Source organism: Gemmatimonadota bacterium, from assembly GCA_040388535.1.
Classification (GTDB): domain Bacteria; phylum Gemmatimonadota; class Gemmatimonadetes; order Gemmatimonadales; family GWC2-71-9; genus Palsa-1233.
Window position 1 is genome coordinate 88,336 of record JAZKBR010000004.1, and the last position, 16,327, is coordinate 104,662.

General features: G+C 66.7%; 17 protein-coding genes. All 17 read right to left on the reverse strand.

Annotation, left to right across the window (positions count from 1 at the left end):
- Positions 1-68: 68 nt before the first annotated feature.
- The 17 genes from tpiA to V4558_10365 all read right to left on the reverse strand — a co-directional run bounded on the left by tpiA (position 69) and on the right by V4558_10365 (position 16,279).
- Positions 69-818 (reverse strand): triose-phosphate isomerase, encoded by a 750-nt coding sequence (tpiA, locus tag V4558_10285; protein MES2305890.1) that lies wholly within the window; start codon positions 816-818, stop codon positions 69-71.
- Positions 815-2,011 carry a phosphoglycerate kinase gene (locus V4558_10290; protein MES2305891.1) on the reverse strand — a complete coding sequence of 399 codons (1,197 nt, stop codon included), beginning with the start codon at positions 2,009-2,011 and terminating at the stop codon, positions 815-817. Before V4558_10290 ends, tpiA begins: the two co-directional genes overlap by 4 nt.
- Positions 2,008-3,021 carry a type I glyceraldehyde-3-phosphate dehydrogenase gene (gene gap / locus V4558_10295; GenBank protein ID MES2305892.1) on the reverse strand — a complete coding sequence of 338 codons (1,014 nt, stop codon included), beginning with the start codon at positions 3,019-3,021 and terminating at the stop codon, positions 2,008-2,010. The genes V4558_10290 and gap overlap by 4 nt, the downstream gene beginning before the upstream one ends.
- Entirely contained in the window at positions 3,018-3,782 is a 765-nt protein-coding gene (locus tag V4558_10300) for a ComF family protein (GenBank protein MES2305893.1), read from the reverse strand. The genes gap and V4558_10300 overlap by 4 nt, the downstream gene beginning before the upstream one ends.
- Positions 3,766-4,578, reverse strand: coding sequence for a hypothetical protein (locus V4558_10305; GenBank protein MES2305894.1), 813 nt, complete (start codon positions 4,576-4,578; stop codon positions 3,766-3,768). The genes V4558_10300 and V4558_10305 overlap by 17 nt, the downstream gene beginning before the upstream one ends.
- Positions 4,575-5,048 carry a low molecular weight protein arginine phosphatase gene (locus V4558_10310; GenBank protein ID MES2305895.1) on the reverse strand — a complete coding sequence of 158 codons (474 nt, stop codon included), beginning with the start codon at positions 5,046-5,048 and terminating at the stop codon, positions 4,575-4,577. Before V4558_10310 ends, V4558_10305 begins: the two co-directional genes overlap by 4 nt.
- Positions 5,045-5,695, reverse strand: a complete 651-nt coding sequence (locus tag V4558_10315; protein ID MES2305896.1) for an L-threonylcarbamoyladenylate synthase — start codon at positions 5,693-5,695, stop codon at positions 5,045-5,047. Before V4558_10315 ends, V4558_10310 begins: the two co-directional genes overlap by 4 nt.
- Positions 5,692-6,384, reverse strand: coding sequence for a 2-C-methyl-D-erythritol 4-phosphate cytidylyltransferase (ispD, locus tag V4558_10320; protein ID MES2305897.1), 693 nt, complete (start codon positions 6,382-6,384; stop codon positions 5,692-5,694). Before ispD ends, V4558_10315 begins: the two co-directional genes overlap by 4 nt.
- Positions 6,368-7,720, reverse strand: coding sequence for a DNA repair protein RadA (gene radA / locus V4558_10325; protein ID MES2305898.1), 1,353 nt, complete (start codon positions 7,718-7,720; stop codon positions 6,368-6,370). The genes ispD and radA overlap by 17 nt, the downstream gene beginning before the upstream one ends.
- A 1-nt stretch (position 7,721) precedes the next feature.
- Positions 7,722-9,083 (reverse strand): replicative DNA helicase, encoded by a 1,362-nt coding sequence (gene dnaB, locus V4558_10330; protein MES2305899.1) that lies wholly within the window; start codon positions 9,081-9,083, stop codon positions 7,722-7,724.
- Positions 9,076-9,939: a uracil-DNA glycosylase gene (locus V4558_10335; protein ID MES2305900.1), complete on the reverse strand. Its 864-nt coding sequence runs from the start codon at positions 9,937-9,939 to the stop codon at positions 9,076-9,078. The genes dnaB and V4558_10335 overlap by 8 nt, the downstream gene beginning before the upstream one ends.
- Entirely contained in the window at positions 9,932-11,125 is a 1,194-nt protein-coding gene (gene coaBC / locus V4558_10340; protein MES2305901.1) for a bifunctional phosphopantothenoylcysteine decarboxylase/phosphopantothenate--cysteine ligase CoaBC, read from the reverse strand. The genes V4558_10335 and coaBC overlap by 8 nt, the downstream gene beginning before the upstream one ends.
- 1 nt (position 11,126) lies before the next feature.
- Positions 11,127-11,354: a hypothetical protein gene (locus tag V4558_10345; GenBank protein ID MES2305902.1), complete on the reverse strand. Its 228-nt coding sequence runs from the start codon at positions 11,352-11,354 to the stop codon at positions 11,127-11,129.
- Between the two features lie 15 nt (positions 11,355-11,369).
- The gene (gene gmk, locus V4558_10350; protein ID MES2305903.1) at positions 11,370-12,017 is read right to left on the reverse strand and encodes a guanylate kinase; all 648 of its coding nucleotides are present in this window, start codon (positions 12,015-12,017) and stop codon (positions 11,370-11,372) included.
- On the reverse strand, positions 12,014-12,874 hold the full coding sequence (locus V4558_10355) for a YicC/YloC family endoribonuclease (GenBank protein MES2305904.1): 861 nt from the start codon (positions 12,872-12,874) through the stop codon (positions 12,014-12,016). The genes gmk and V4558_10355 overlap by 4 nt, the downstream gene beginning before the upstream one ends.
- Positions 12,875-12,956: 82 nt before the next feature.
- On the reverse strand, positions 12,957-14,789 hold the full coding sequence (locus V4558_10360) for a TonB-dependent receptor plug domain-containing protein (protein MES2305905.1): 1,833 nt from the start codon (positions 14,787-14,789) through the stop codon (positions 12,957-12,959).
- A gap of 5 nt (positions 14,790-14,794) precedes the next feature.
- Positions 14,795-16,279, reverse strand: a complete 1,485-nt coding sequence (locus V4558_10365) for a leucyl aminopeptidase (GenBank protein ID MES2305906.1) — start codon at positions 16,277-16,279, stop codon at positions 14,795-14,797.
- Positions 16,280-16,327: the final 48 nt, after the last annotated feature.

Consider the following 16,327-nt stretch of genomic DNA (forward strand, 5'->3'; position numbering starts at 1 on the left):
GTGCAGTCCTTGGTTTTAGCCTAGCTTGCAAAGATAGCGGAAGGTCCGCCGAGGCTCAACCGGAGCCGTCAGGAGGCCTCGGTCGCGCAGATTCCGGCCCAGACATCGGGATCGAGCGATGCCCCGCCCACCAGAACGCCGTCGATATCCGGCTCGGCGAGCAATTGGGCGACGTTTGCCGCGTTGACCGATCCGCCGTAGAGGACCCGGGTGTCGCGCGGGAAGCCAAGCTCCACAAGCACCGTGCGAATGGTCTGGTGGACGAGGGCTGCATCGGCCGGGGTCGCGTTCCTGCCGGTGCCGATAGCCCACACCGGCTCGTAAGCGATCACCAGATCGGAAGCACCGTCGACATCGGCGAGGCCGGCGCGCAATTGCCGGGTGACGACCGCTGCAGTCTCCCCTGCTTCGCGCTGCGCCAGCGTCTCACCGACGCAAAGGATCGCGAGCAGCCCGCCGCCCAGCACCGCGTGCACCTTCTTCCCCGTTTCGACATCACTCTCGCCGAATACGTGCCGGCGTTCGCTGTGGCCGATCAGTGCGGCCGCTGCGCCCGCCCCGCGCGCGAGTGCGACAGACGTCGCCCCCGTGAACGCCCCTTTCGCTTCCCAGTGCACATCCTGCGCACCGCTGAAGAGATGGTCGTGGGCTCGCAGTGTGTTCGACGTCGTCTCGATCGTAACGGCCGACGGGAAGAAAATCACGGTGCGCCCAACCCGCGGCGTGTCGATCGCCAGAAAGCGATCAAGGTAGGTCCGCGCTTCTCCCGGCGAGAGATGCATCTTCCAGTTGGCGGCGAAGAGGATCGGTCGGCTCATGGCAGATCATCCAGGGCGGCAACGCCGGGGAGCGGCTTCCCTTCAAGGAACTCGAGCGATGCCCCGCCGCCCGTCGACACGTGGGATACCTGCGACTCGAGGCCGGCCGCAACGATCGCCGCCGCGGAATCGCCCCCGCCGACGATGGTGATCGCTCCCTTTGCCGTTGCAGCGGCGAGCGCATGCGCGACCCCCATGGTGCCGGCATCGAATGGCGGCGTTTCGAACACCCCCATCGGACCATTCCAGATGACCGTGCGCGCGGCTGCAATGATGGCGCTGAAATGCGTGACACTCGAACTGTCGATATCGAACATCGCCCAGCCCGCAGGGATTCCGTCGCGTGGCACCTCGCGCGTTGCAACGCCAGGCGCAAGCTTCTCGGCAATGAGCGCACCGGTTGGCAGCACGAGCTTGTCACCGGACTTGGCGAGCAGCGCCTTTGCCATCTCGATGCGATCTGGCTCGACCAGCGAGTTGCCGGTTTCGAGTCCCATGGCCTTGAAGAAGGTGCACGCCATCGCACCGCCGACGAGAATGTGATCGACCTTGGGGAGCAATGCCTCGATGAGGTCGATCTTCCCGGAAATCTTCGCACCACCCAGGATCGCCACGAACGGTCGCACCGGCTGGTCGATCGCCTCGCCCAGGAACTTCAGCTCCTTCTCCATCAGGAAGCCGGAGACGGCAGGCTTGAGTCGGTGGGCGATGGCTTCGGTACTCGCGTGGGCGCGATGCGCCGAGCCGAAGGCATCGTTGACGTAAAGATCGCCAAGCGCGGCGAAGCGGTCGGCCAACGCCGCATCGTTCTTCTCTTCACCCGGGTAGAAGCGCGTGTTCTCGGCCAGTGCGACGCCGCCACGCGGCATGTGGCGCACCACTCCGACCGCTGCTTCGCTGGTGGGGTCTTCGAGAAAGGTGATGGGAATCCCCAGCAACTTCTCGAGCGCGCGTGCGACCGGCTTGAGGGAGTACTTCGGGTCCGGCGCCCCCTTCGGTCGGCCGAGGTGCGAGAGGAGCACGACGCGGGCGCCCTTTTCACGCAGATACTTGATGGTGGGCAGCGACGCACGAATGCGCGTGTCGTCACCGACCACGCCATCGACGAGCGGAACGTTGAGATCAACCCGCACCACGACGCGCTGGCCGTCGAGGCGCGCGCCATCGAGCTGGGCCAGCGTCCGCTTGCTCACAGTTGCGAGCCGATGTGCCGGATCATGTCGACGCAGCGGGCCGAGTACCCCATCTCGTTGTCATACCAGGACGAGACGTGCACCAGCGTGCCATCAATGACGCCGGTCGACAGCGAATCCACCGTGCTCGATGCCTGGTTGCCGATGTAATCCACCGACACGAGCGGCTCGTCGTTCACGAAGAGCACGCCCTTGAGTGCACCGGCGGCGGCCGCGCGGAATGCCGCGTTGACCGCCTCAACGGTGGTGCTCTTCTCGACCGTGCAGGTGAGGTCGACCAGCGAGACGTCGGCCGTCGGTACCCGGAGCGAGATGCCGTCCAGCTTTCCCTTCACTTCGGGAATGACCAGCGAAGTCGCCTTCGCCGCACCCGTCGAGGTCGGGATGATCGACATCGCGGCCGCGCGAGCACGCCGCAAGTCCTTGTGCGGCAGGTCGAGGATGTTCTGGTCGTTGGTGTAGCTATGCACCGTGGTCATGAAACCGCGGACGAAGCCGAACTCTTCACGGATCACCTTCACGACCGGCACCAGGCAGTTGGTGGTGCACGAGGCGTTGGAGATGACGTGGTGCTTCGCCGGATCGTACTCGAGATGATTGACGCCGAACACGAAGGTCTTGTCCTCGCCCTTGGCTGGCGCAGAGATGATGACCTTCTTCGCACCGGCCGCGAGATGCAGCGCCGCCTTGTCGCGATCGGTGAAGTGGCCAGTGGATTCGAGCACGATGTCGACGCCGAGTTCACCCCAGGGCAGCTTGGCCGGGTCGCGCTCGGAGAGCACGCGCATCAGGTCGCCACCGACATCGAGGCCACCCTCGGTCGCGCGCACGTCCTTCGGAAAACGCCCGTGCACCGAGTCGTACTTCAGGAGGTGGGCCAGGGTCTTGGTGTCAGTCAGATCATTGACGGCCACGAAGTCGATGTCGGTTCGGCCAGCAGCGATTGCGGCGCGCACAACGTTGCGGCCGATGCGGCCGAAGCCGTTGATCCCCACGCGAATCTTGCTCATTCGTGCTCCTCATCCCCGGTCGGGAGAGTGAAAGGTGCCAGTCGAGATGCTGCGTCAGTCAGTGCCGGTTCGGCGCGGGCGAAGGTCACCGCCCCCACCTGGGTCGCGCCAGCGTCGAGCAGGGCCAGCGACGCCGAAGTTAATGTGGCTCCGGTCGTGAATACATCATCCACCAGCCAGGCGGGGCGGTCGCTCGGCACGGCAACAAAGGCCTCTGCAAGATTGGCGAGGCGCGCCTCCGGCGTCAGCCGGGTCTGCGTGGGGGTTTCTCTACTCCTGAAGAGCCGGTCGACGCGAACCGGCAGGCCGGTCAGGGATGAAAGCGCGGTTGCCAGCGCTTCGGCCTGGTTGTAGCCGCGCCCCTGCCTGCGCCGGGCCGCCAGGGGCACCGGCACCAGGTCGGCATCGCCGACGTCAGCCAGCAGTGGCACCATCCGCCTCGCAAATGGCTCGGCGAGCCGCCACCAGCCATCGTACTTGAACTTGTGGACCAGCTCCCGGGCGGAGGCATCGAGCCGGACCGCACTCCTGACCGGCCCGAATCCCGCCGGCCAGGCGAGGCAGAGTCGGCAGCCCAGCCCGTAGTGGAGTGGCTCGCCACAGATCTCGCATCGTGGGTCGGGAATTCCGCGCCACCTTGTCTGGCAGACGCCACAGACGAGCGCATCGTCGTGTGCCGCGAGTGGCTGCTGGCAGGCAAGGCACTCGGCGGGAAAGACCCAGCGCTCGGCGGCCCGGGCCGCGTCAGTCCAGTCGACCATCGAGGGCGGCCCGCATCATCTCGACCGGTGGCTCGACTCCGGGGAACCAGAGCCCCCATGACGCGGCGCCCTGCGCGAGGAGCACCTCGCGGCCGTCGGTGGCACGGAGCCCTGCGGTACGGCACGCCGCAGCCCAGGCACTCTCGCCGACCGCCCGGTAGGTCAGGTCGACGACACCACGCAGACTCGACAACGCTCGCGGCCCCAGCGGCCACGGATCGGAGGTGCCCAGCCCCAATGGAGTCGCGTTGATTGCGATGGCACATTCCGCTTCGGGAACCGATGCAACACCGAGCGATGCGGCCCATGCGGCAAACTCTGCAGCTCGCGCCGGCTCGCGCGAACGAACCGCGAGGGCGACGCCACGCTCAGCCGCCGCGCCCGCCACCGCACGGGCGCTCCCACCCGTTCCGATGACCAGCCATGCCGAGGCCGGAATTTCGAGGGTGTCAACCGCGGCGAGAATACCATCGACATCGGTGTTCCCGAGCACCATCCGGTGCTCCTCGTCGCCGCCAAACACATTAGCTGCGCCAAGTGCAGCAACGCGCTGAGAGACGACCTCTCCGAGCCCGGCGGCTTCCGCCTTGTAGGGGATGGTGATGTTTCCGCCGCCACCATTGGCGACCAGTGTCTGCATGACCGCAGCAAGCTCGGTGGAGCGGACACGGAGCGCGACGTAGCTGGCATCGATTCCGGCAGCGAGGAACGCCGCGTTCTGGAATCGGGGCGACAAGGAGTGTCCCACCGGATCGCCGAGCACGGCGAAGAGACGCGTCTGCGCGCTTCCCCTCATCCGGTGCGCTCACGCAGCAGGCGGGCGACAACCTCGGCCATCAGCTGGTCGAGTTGCTCCGCCGTTTCGCGGTAGACCTCGACTGAGCGGCCGAAGGGATCTTCCACATCGAATCCCGTTTCGCCGGCGTAGTCGGTCAGCAAGTGGGTACGGTCACTGCCGCCGAGCTCGCCAGCATGCCGGAGGTGCGAGCCTCCCATCGTGAGAATCAGGTCCGCTTCCACGACCATTTCGCGTGTCAGCATTCGCGAGCGATGCGCCGAGAGATCAAGTCCACGCTCGAGCGCAACGAGGTAACTCCCCTCCGAGGCCGGCTCGCCGTTGCGCGCGCCGGTGCCCGCCGAAGTGACGACGACGTCGCTCAACGCGGGTGTCTCTGCGAGCCGGGCCGCGAGAATGGCAGCGGCCAGCGGCGAGCGGCACGTGTTACCAGTGCAGACCAGGAGCACGGAGCGGACTGCGGATGTCACGGTGCCATCGATCCGGCCCGGCGCCGTAGTTCGTCGCGCGGGATCGCCCCTTCGCGCACCAGGCGCGGCACTGAGCTGGTACAGTCGACCAGCGTCGAGGGCGGGACGTTCCCGAGCACGCCACCGTCAAGCACCATGAGTGTCCCGTCGGCCACCGCCTCGGGGAAGAGCTCGACAATCCGTTCCGGACCGGGCGCAGGTGGCCCGCCAGGGAGGTTTGCCGAAGTCGACGTCAGCGGCCGATTCATCGCTGCCACCAGGCGTGCGATGGCGCGGTGCGATGTCCAGCGCACCGCGATGCCGCCTTCCGCGCCGCGGAGTCGATCGGGGAGCCGTCCTTCGCCGCCCGGCAGCACCAGCGTCAACGGCCCCGGCCAGAACTCGGCCGCGAGCACGCGCGCCGCCTGATTGAGAGCGAGACCGATCTGCTCCACCATCGCTGTGCTGCTGACCAGCAGCAGGAACGGCTTCCGCGGCGGGCGCCCTTTCAGCGCGGCGAGCCGGTCGAGGCCGGCGTCGGTGGCCAAGCTCCCAACGCCGTACACGGTTTCAGTGGGATAGGCGAGAACACCACCATGCGCGAGGTGGCGCTCAACTTGTGGAATGGCGCTACCGACCTCGAGGTCGGACTGAAACGGCAGAATCACGGGTGCTCCGCATACCACGCGGCAAGCGCAGCATCATCGGCGGTCGTGATCTTGAGATTGCGCGAGCTTCCTGGCAGGAGTTCGACCACCTCGCCGAGCCGTTCCACCAGACAGGCGTCATCGGTGCCGGTAATCCCCTCGCGCTGCGCGGCCTCGTGCGCGCGGACCAGCGTCCCCCGAGGGAAACATTGCGGTGTCTGCACGCGCCACAGTCCCTCCCGCGGAACCGTGCCGAGCACCCGGCCATACTTGTCGGCGCGCTTGATGGTGTCGCCGACGGGCAGCGCCGGCACGGCACTGTGGCCTGCCCGCGCTGCGCAGATCCCGGCGTCGATAGTGTCGCGGGGCGGAAAGGGACGAGCGCCGTCGTGCACGAGGACCACCAGGCACTCGGGCCGCAACGCCGTCAGCCCCGCCATCACCGAGTCACCACGTTCCGCGCCACCCGCGACTGCTACGAGTGTGGTGCCGAGGAGTGGTTCGAGCCAGGATGGAGGAGCGGCGGCATCGTCGGGTGGCAACACGACCACGACCTGCGCGACATCGGGATGCGAGGTGAACGGTCGGAGCGCGTGCAGGAGCACCGGCACACCGTGGAGCGGGAAGTACTGCTTGGGCAGCTCAGCGCCGAAGCGAGCACCACGTCCGGCCGCCACGACGATGACGCCGACATCACGCGGCAAGGGCACGCACCAGCTGATCAACATGGGCGAGGCCACGATGCCGGATACCGGCCACCTTCGCGGTGGAGCGGTCGGATCCCCACGCTTCGTTGAAGCCGAGTCGCGCCGCTTCGGCGAGTCGGCGATCGAGCCCCCCGATCGGACGGATTTCTCCGCCGAGCCCGACTTCGCCGAGATAGAGCGCGTTGGCGGGCGTGGGTCGGTCATGCATCGAGGAGAGCAGTGCGGCCGCGACGGCGAGATCTGCCCCCGGCTCGCTGAGCCGAACACCCGCCGTCACCTGGACGAATACATCGAGGGCGGCGAACGATGCGCCGGCGCGTCGCTCGAGGACGGCGAGAATGACCGCCAGGCGCTTCTGGTCGAGGCCAGTTGCCACCCGCTGCGGCGTACCGTATCCGGAAGGCGCTGCGAGGGCCTGCACTTCGACGAGCACCGGACGCGTCCCTTCCATCAACGCGGTCACGGCGCTTCCGGATGTGCCACTCGCTCGCGCGGCGAGGAATACAGCTGAGGGGTTCGCGACCGCCACCAGCCCGCGGGCAGTCATTTCGAAGACGCCCAATTCGTCGACTGCTCCGAACCGGTTCTTGGTCGCGCGCAGGAGACGGTAGTCGAGCGATGCCTCACCCTCGAAGTACAGCACGGTGTCGACGATGTGCTCAAGGGTCTTGGGACCTGCGATGCTTCCCCCCTTGGTAACATGGCCCACCACCACCACCGCGGTGCCGCTCTCCTTGGCGAAGCGCATCAGCAAGCCGGCGCATTCGCGCACCTGGCCCACGTTACCTGGTGCACTTTCGAGTGCGTCGGTGAAGACCGTCTGAATCGAATCGAGCACGAGCACCGATGCGTTGACCATCCGCGCCGCCTGCAGTACTGACTCGAGGCGTGTTTCGCCAACGACCTGCACGCCCCCCGCGGCGTCCCCAAGGCGATCGGCGCGGAGCCGGAGCTGTTCGGCTGACTCCTCGCCGCTGGCGTAGAGCACGGTGTGACCCGCCTGCTCGAGCAGTCCGGCCGCTTGCAGCAGGAGTGTGGACTTGCCGATGCCGGGTTCGCCGCCGATCAGTGTCATCGACCCCGGCACCAGTCCGCCGCCGAGGACGTAATCGAGCTCCGGGAGACCAGTGCTCCAGCGTTCGAGGCGGACGCCGGTGACATCCCGCAAGCGGATGACCGGAGCCCCGATCGCCACGCTCCCCGCCCCGCGTGATGGCGCGGCGGCCAGCGGCTCTTCCCCGACCGAGTTCCAGGCGCCGCACGCTTCGCAGCGCCCGACCCACTTGGGATGGTCGTGCCCACACTCGACACAACGCCAGATCGACTTCGGCTTCGCCACCCTATGCCTCGCGCTCGCTCAGATTGTCGAAGCGCGTGAAGTGCTTGTGGAAATAGAGATCGAAGTCACCGGTCGGGCCGTTGCGGTGCTTTGCCACGATGACCGTCGCCTTGCCATCGAGCGACTCACCCTTCTCCTCCGCCTTGTCGCGCATGTCCTTGTACATCTCGGGACGGTGGATGAAGATCACGACGTCGGCGTCCTGCTCGATGGCACCTGAGTCGCGCAGGTCGGAGAGGAGCGGCAGGCGATCGCCGCCGCGCGTTTCCGACGCACGCGACAGCTGCGAGAGCGCGACGACCGGCACTTCGAGTTCGCGCGCGAGTTGCTTGAGCGAGCGCGAAATGTCGGAGATCTCCTGCACCCGGTTCTCGGAATACTCGGGCGAGCGCATCAGCTGGAGATAGTCGACGACGACCATCCGGAGGTCGTTGTCGGCCTTGAGGCGGCGGGCCTTGGAGCGCATCTCGAGCAGCGTGAGCGCGGGGGTGTCGTCGATCCAGACCGGACAGGTTTGCAGGTGCCCTGCGGCGCGGGCGAGTCGGGTGAAGTCGGCATCCTTGAGGGTGCCTCGCCGCACGCCCTGCGAATCGACGCGCGCCTCGGCGCAGAGCATACGCTGCACCAGCGAGTCCTTGGACATTTCCAGCGAGAAGATGGCGACGCCGAATCCCTCGGTGGCCGCATGGGTCGCCAGGTTCAGACAGAACGCCGTCTTGCCCATCGACGGACGCGCCGCAACAATGATGAGTTCCGAGTTCTGGAAGCCGGTGGTCATCTCATCAAGATGCGCGAACCCACTCGGAACTCCGGTGATCGAAGTACCGCTGCGCTGGAGCGTTTCGATGCGCTCCATTGCCGGCCAGAGCATCTCCTTGATACGGGTGAACCCGGCATCCCGGCGCTGCTGTGCGATCGTGAAGATCTTGCCTTCGGCGGCATCGAGCAGCTCGCTTGCCGTGTTCTTGCCGTCATAGGTTTCGGTGATGATCTGCGTGGCGGCCTCGATCAGCCGACGCTGGATCGACTTCTCCTTCATGATCTTGGCGTGAAACTCGATGTTCGCCGCGGTCGGCACCGAGTTCACCAGTTCGTCGAGATAGCCGTCGCCACCGGCCATCTCGAGATCCCCGCGGCGGGTCAGCTCATCGCGCAGGGTGACGTAGTCGACCACCATCCGGCTCTCGACCAGGCCACGAAGCGCCCGGAAGAGCCGGCGATGGCCTTCCTTGTAGAACATCGTGTCGTCGATCAATTCGGCGCCGCGCAGTGCGGCGTCTCCGTCGATGATCATCGCGCCGAGCACGGCTTGCTCGGCCTCCTGACTCCAGGGGACGGCGCGACCCTGGAACGGATCAGTCATCGATGTCGAGGAGCTGTCGCGCAATACGGACGTCATCCCAGGCCGGCCTCTTCCAGTTCGGATTCCGCAGCAGGGCCGCGGGGTGGTACGTGACGATCAGGGGAATGCCGTTCCACTCGTGCACCTTGAGCCGGATCTCGCCGAGCGGCTTCTTGACCCCGAGCATCGCTTCCGCCGCCGTACTGCCCAGCGCGAGGAGCACCTTCGGCTTCACCAGCGCGATCTGCCGATGCAGGTACGGAAGACATGCCGCGCGTTCGTCGGGCAACGGTGCCCGGTTGCGGGGCGGCCGGCACTTCACGACGTTGGCGATGAACACCGTAGCACGAGGTGCCTCGATGCTCTCGAGAATCTTGTCGAGGAGCTCGCCCGCGCGACCCACGAAGGGGCGACCGGTCAGGTCTTCCGTTTCGCCGGGCCCCTCACCGATCAGCATCAGGCGCGCTTGAGCGTTGCCCTCCCCTGGCACCGTCTTCGTCCGGCCGGTGCAGAGCGGACACTGGGTGCACGTGCTTACCACATCGGCGACTTCGGCCAGCGTGCTCCAGCGATCCGGTGCCGTCACGTTGACGACGAGGCCTGGTCCTGGAATCGGTGGCGCACCCTTCCGCCAGCCGACAGCGTTCTCTTCACTGATCACCGGGACCACCCGAGGACGACTTGGCGCGGCAGCAATGGCCGCGGGAGCAGGAGCAGCGGATGCAGGAGTCGCCGGTGCAACAGGCGTGGCAGCACTCGCGCGAGTTCGCGGCGCGACGGCAACCGTGGCCGGAAGCGCAACGGGAACGTCGAAGAGTACTTCGTCACCACCCAGGTCGCGCTGCGCGGCGAGGTAGCGGCGCAGCGGGTCAGGCACGATAGCCCTCGATCGCGTCCAGGATGGCGTCGGCCACTGCCGACTTGCTGCTCAATGGGACCCGTCGCTCGCCACCCAGGCAATCGAGAATCGTGACCGCATTGGTGTCGACGTCGAAGCCGGCGCCCGGTTCGAGCGCGTCGTTCACCACGATCATGTCGAGTTGCTTCCGCTGCAACTTGGCGCGACCCTTTTCTATGGCCGCTCCGGTTTCCAGCGCGAAGCCAACCACCGTGAGGCCGGCGTGACGCTCCGACATCGTGCCGAGGAGGATGTCGTCCGTCGCCTCGAGCGCGAGGGTGAACCCACCACTGGAGCGCGGCAATTTGGTGTCGCGGGCGCTGACAGGGCGATAGTCGGCGGGGGCAGCGGCCATGATCAGGACGTCGCTGCTCCGAAGCTGCGCCTTCACTGCCGCTGCCATCTCAGCGGTCGTATCCACGTGCTGGCGAGCGACACCCACCGGGGTGGTCTCGTTGGATGGCCCGGAGATCAGCATCACATTGGCACCCCGCCGCCACGCTGCTTCGGCGAGGCGAAATCCCATCTTGCCGCTCGATCGGTTGGTGAGCACCCGCACCGGATCGAGCGATTCGCGGGTGGGCCCGGCAGTGATGAGCACCCGGCGACCGGCAAGCGGTCCGTCGCCATAGAGCGTCCGCTCGGCGTGCGCCACGATCTCGGCGGGCTCGACCATCCGCCCCGGTCGATCGGAAGGGCCTTCGGCGAGAGCACCAATCGCTGGTCCGACGATCCGCCAGCCGCGGGCGACGAGCGCGGCGACATTCGCGGCAGTCGGCTCGGCCGCGAACATCTCGTCATTCATGGCCGGGGCGATCAGGACGGGTCGCGTGGTGGCGAGCAACAGCGCGGTGAGCAGATCATCCGCCATTCCAGCTGCCGCGCGCGCAATCAGGTGGGCAGTCGCGGGCGCGACGATGATCAGGTCGGCGTGCTGACCCAGGGTCACATGATCGAGCGCCCCGTCACGCTCCCACAACGAGGAGCGCACGGGGCGCCGGGTGACTGCTTCGAACGTGGCGCGACCGATGAACTCGGTCGCGCCGCGCGAGAGGATAACGTCCACGAGCGCACCGCGCGCCGACAGCTCGCGGGCTACCAGCACGCTCTTGTAGGCCGCGATCCCCCCGGTCACTCCGAGGACGACATGGCGGCCCCGCCACATCTCAGGCCTCGGTGCGGCGCCGACGGAGTTCGCGGAACGTCAACTCACCGGTGGTGAGCTTCTGCAGCGAGAGAGTCGTCAGCTTCTTGACCCCTTCGACGCGTTCCCAGTTGGCGACCGCTTCGCGCGGAAACTCGTTCAGATAGCGGGCGAACTTCGCCGCGACCAGCACGCCGCGATACTTCGAGCCGGTCTGAAGAGCAACTTCCTGTGGCGTAAAGATTTCCATTCCATCCCCCTGCGATCAGTGATCGCCGCTCGCACGATCGAGTTCGGCGGCGACTTCGGTTCGGAGCCGGTCGAGCAGTACGGTCACATCCCGCTGCCGGCTGGTGCGCCGTGCTTCCGCTTCCAGGATGGCGTGCACGGCGCGCACCGCTTCATCCAGATCGTCATTCACGACGACGTAATCGTATTCCACCGCCGCAGCCAGCTCCTCGAGCGCCTGCTCAAGTCGACCGGCGATATCCTGCTTCCCTTCGGTGCCCCGTGCCCGGAGCCTCGCTGCCAGCGCCATCCCGCTCGGCGGAACGACGAAGATCAGCACGGCATCAGGAAAACGTTCGCGCACCAGTCGCGCGCCCACCACCTCGATGTCCAGCAGCACATGGCGCCCACCCTGCATCACCCGGCGCAGTTCGCCTACCAGCGTGCCATAGCGGTGTCCGTTGTACACCGCGTGCTCGATGAACTCTCCGGCCTGCACTCGCCGTTCGAATTCCTCGTGCCCGAGAAAATGATACTCCCGTTCGTGCACTTCTCCGGCCCGTGCTGCCCGGGTGGTCGCCGAAACGGAATATCCGACGTCGTCACGCTCCGCGAGCACCCGCCGGGCGATGGTGGACTTGCCACCTCCTGACGGCGAGGAAAGCACCACGAGCAGCGGTGTCATTCCAGATTCTCCAGCTGCTCGCGAATCTTTTCGAGCTCACCCTTCATCGCGACGACTTCGTGCGCAATCGCGGGGTCGTTCGCCTTCGATCCCATCGTGTTCACTTCGCGACCGAGTTCCTGCGCCAGGAAACCGAGAGCCTTGCCGACCGGCTTGTCGCTCGCGAGCAATCCTCGCACCGCTTCGAGGTGAGCCGTGAACCGCACCAGCTCCTCGGTGATGTCCAGCCGGTCGGCCGTCAGCACCAGTTCCTGGGCCACCCGCCCCTCATCGATTGCCCGACCTTCGAGCAACGTCGCGAGCTGGCCGCTGAGCCGTTCCCGTTCCCGTACCAGCCTGGCCGGTGCGAGTTGGCCCACGCGCTGCCCACCAGCATGCAGCGCGGCAATCCGCGACGCGATCTCGGCCACGAGCACGGCGCCTTCCCGCCGCCGTGACGCGAGGCAGTCCGCCGTGGCCGATGCGACTAGCGGAGCCAGGGCATCCCACCCGACCGCCGCCATCGGTTCGTCGCGACGGGTGCCGAACAGATCGGCCTGACGAGCCACCATCTCCACCGTCACGTCACCAGCGAGGCTGAACCGATCGCGAACCTGTCGCAAGGCATCCACCACGGCTTCGGCCCGGGTCCAGTCGATCCCGATGCCGCTGGCGGCATCGTCAGTCCAGCGGACGTTCACCGTGACATGCCCGCGATCGAAGTCCCGGCGCAACGCCTCGCGGAGTTCAGTCTCCAGGACGCCGAGTTCCATCGGAAGGCGCGCCGAGAGGTTGAACCAGCGGTGGTTGACCGTCCGGATCTCGACCCGGGCCAATCGCCCCGCGACTTCGCCGTCTGCCCCGCCGAATCCGGTCATGCTCAACGCCAAACAGCTGACTCCGGTCCGAGGATAGCTAGGGAAGATAGCCGCATTCGGGGTCCCAAGGGACTCGGGGTCCTCAGTTGGCAAACTCCCAACGAACCCCGAAGGTGCTCCCGAGGCCGAGGTAGGGGTACCCCGGGACATACCCTGCCTTGGTCGATCGGAAGTTCACCCGGTCGTAATAGGCGAAAAACGGCCCGATCTGGAACTGGAGGAGGCCTCGAACAAAGGAGGCTCCCGGGAAAAGGATGGCACTTCCGTCACCGCTCCGGCCAATGACGCCGGGGCTCCAGCTCTCCACCACCCCCTGCACTTTCAGGCCGAAGATGCCGCTGGGGAAGTTCCGGAGGAAGCGTGATCGGATGGTGGCCGTGGAGTAGGCGTGCTTGGGCGGCTGCCCGTCGGGCAGAACTCCCTTCAGCGGGTGCTCAAAGTGGCTCTCAAGGGTCAGCCAGCTCAACGGCATCAGCCGCGCCTGAAGGGTGACCCATTCGGTGCGTGGCACCGGCCCGAGCCCGGGGACCAGGAGGAACTGGCGGAAACTCACCGGCGACCAGCCATCATTGCGGGAATAGCCGGCCTCGAGGCCGAGCCGTCGCCACGCGACCGCAGCACTCCCCTCCAGATCGGAGAATCGCTGTTCCGGGGAACTGGCAAGCGTCGGCGCGTCGACGCGCTTGCCGTTGCGGATGACTCCGGCGAGGGTGACGCCGAGGGGGAGCACAACGCCGCCCCGTGCCTCCAGCCAGCGGCTGCTACGGTCCCCGTCGTGCTTCTGCTCGACGGCTGCCAGCGAGGCGCTCACGCGCGCAAGCGGCGCCCATCCAAACGAGAGGCGGGCATCGAGCGGCGTCCACTCGGTGTGGTGCCATGCGGTCAGCTGCGCCGACCAGGTCGGCTCTCGGTATCCTGCGGTGCCTCCGAAATGACCGATATCCTGATTGACCGAATCGCTGCTCCACTTGGTGCGGGCAGCGAACAGATCAACCCGTGGTCCGAGACCGTCCTGGCGTTGTTGCCACGAGCCACGCAATTGCAGGTCAGAGCGGGTGCCTTTCACGAAGGGCGAAATAGTGTCGCCAGTTTCGTTCGCCGACCCTCCGGAGAGCAGTGCTGCGCGATCGATGGCCTGGATCATCGCCTGAGCCTGAATTCCGAACCGGGGTGACGGGACCCAGCCGAACTGGGCCCAGACATTGGTGGCATTGGCTTCCCCGCTGCCGCCGTTCGGTGCGTTGACACCGAAGTAGTCAGCGGCAAGGCTGAGCCCCAAACCGTTGGAGTAGCGGCGGGCATATTCGCCCAGGTATCGCGCAATCCCGCGATCACCGGCCGCGATGCCGATCCGCGTTCGTGGCGCCGCCCGGTCATGTCGCCGGGTGAAGAGGGCCACGCGCAGGAAGCCTGGACCACGCTCAACCTCGACGCGATCGATCAGCGAGAGCGCCAGCATCGACGGATCGACCGCCGCCGAGTCGGGGCCAATCGGTGCATACGGCACACCGTCGAGCAGATACTCGACCGACGCGGCGCCCCGCCCCTGATAGTTCGGCAATTCTGCGCGGCCGAGCCAGCCGCCGCGCTGCACGAACACGCCAGGCACCTGGGCCAGCAGGTCGCTCACCGTCTGCGCCGGTGCCCAGTCGATCGAATCGCGGGTGAACACCCTGCGCGAACCACCCGGGAGGAGTTCACCGTTGCCGACGATCGGGAGCGGTTGCAGTTGTACTCGCTGCTTGAGTGACTCCGCGAGCAGTCGATCGGTATCTGACAAGGTGTCGGCCCTCGTCTTCAACGAATCGCGCAGCGAGTCCCGTGGTGCAGGCACCGGCACCTGTGCCCCCGCGCGGCCGGCTGCCGCGAGCAGCAACAGACCGGCCAGCAGCATCCGATGGACACCACGTGCCACGGCGATCAACGACGCGCGAGCAGGAATTCGGTGAACAAGCGCACCAGCACACCGGTCGGGCCGCGCACTTGCGTGGCAAGCTCACGCTCGGTGTAGGCGGTGCCGGCGATGTCGAGATGCGCCCAGGGAAATCCTTCGACAAACTCCTTGAGAAAGAGCGCCGCGGTGATACTCCCCGCAGGGCGCCCGCCAGTGTTCTTCATGTCGGCAATATCGGACTTGATGTGTTCCTTGTACTCGTCCCACAGCGGAAGTTCCCACGCGCGCTCGCCGGCGCGCTCGCCGGCCGCAAGGAGTTGCGACACCAGCGCGGTATCGGTGCCCATCACGCCGGTCGCGGAGTGACCGAGTCCGATCACGATCGCACCAGTCAGCGTGGCGCAATCGACCACGGCGGCGGGTGAGTAGCGGCGTGCCCACGAGAGCGCGTCGGCGAGAATGAGGCGACCCTCGGCATCAGTATTGAGCACCTCGATCGTCTTGCCGAAGTGCGACCCGACGACATCTCCCGGTCGATAAGCCGAACCCGACGGCATGTTCTCGCAGGTCGGTACCAGGCCGATCACGTGGAGATCGGGGCACAGCTGCCCCAGCGTCTCGAAGGTTCCCAGCACGGCCGCCGCGCCGGACATGTCGTATTTCATCTCTTCCATCGACGGCGCCGGCTTGATCGAGATGCCACCGGTGTCGAAGGTGATTCCCTTGCCGATCAGCACGACCGGCGCATCAGCACTTCCCTTGTACTCCAGCACAATGAAGCGGGGCTCGAGCACACTTCCCTTTGCCACAGCCAGGAGTGCGTGCATCCCCTCCTTGACGATCGCGTCGCGGTCCAGCACGGTGATCCCGAAGCCGTGCCGCTGGGCGAGTGCCTCGGCCTGGGCCGCGAGGTATTCCGGCGTGCAGGTATTCCCCGGCGTGATCTGCAACTCGCGCGTCAGCGTCTGTCCTGCCGCAATCGCGACGCCCCGCGCGACGCCCCCTGCGAATCCGCTATCGTCGGCGACGGTGACGATGTCACAGTGGGTGAATTCCGGCTTCGGCGATTCGGGTGGTCGCTTGAGGTGGGGATAGTGCCAGGCGCCGAAGGGGAGACCTTCAGCGAGCGACTGGCCCGCCACATCGGCCGGCATTCCATTGGGGACACCTTCGGCCAGAAAGAGCACAGCCGTCGGAGCACCCATCGTCCGGCCCCGTTTGCCGGCGATCATCGCGGCCCGTCGGAGCGCGCCTGCGCTCAACTGGTTCGGCTCGCCCATCCCGATAAGCAGCACCCGCGCCAGACCGGCATCGGCCGGGTAGAGTACGGCGGTCTCGTCGCGGGCGCCGGTGAAGTCTCCCGCGGCCCAGCAGCGGGAGAGTGCCCCGCCGGTGCGGGCGTCTATTGCCGAAAGGGCGGCAGGCAACGGGCCTTTGGCCACCGGAAGAATCAGGAGCGGAGTATCGATCGTGGCAGGAGAAGCCACTCGGTGCGCAACGGTGAATGCCATGGGGGTCCGGGAGGTGAGATGCCAGTCCTGGCGGTCGCCGGGAGAACA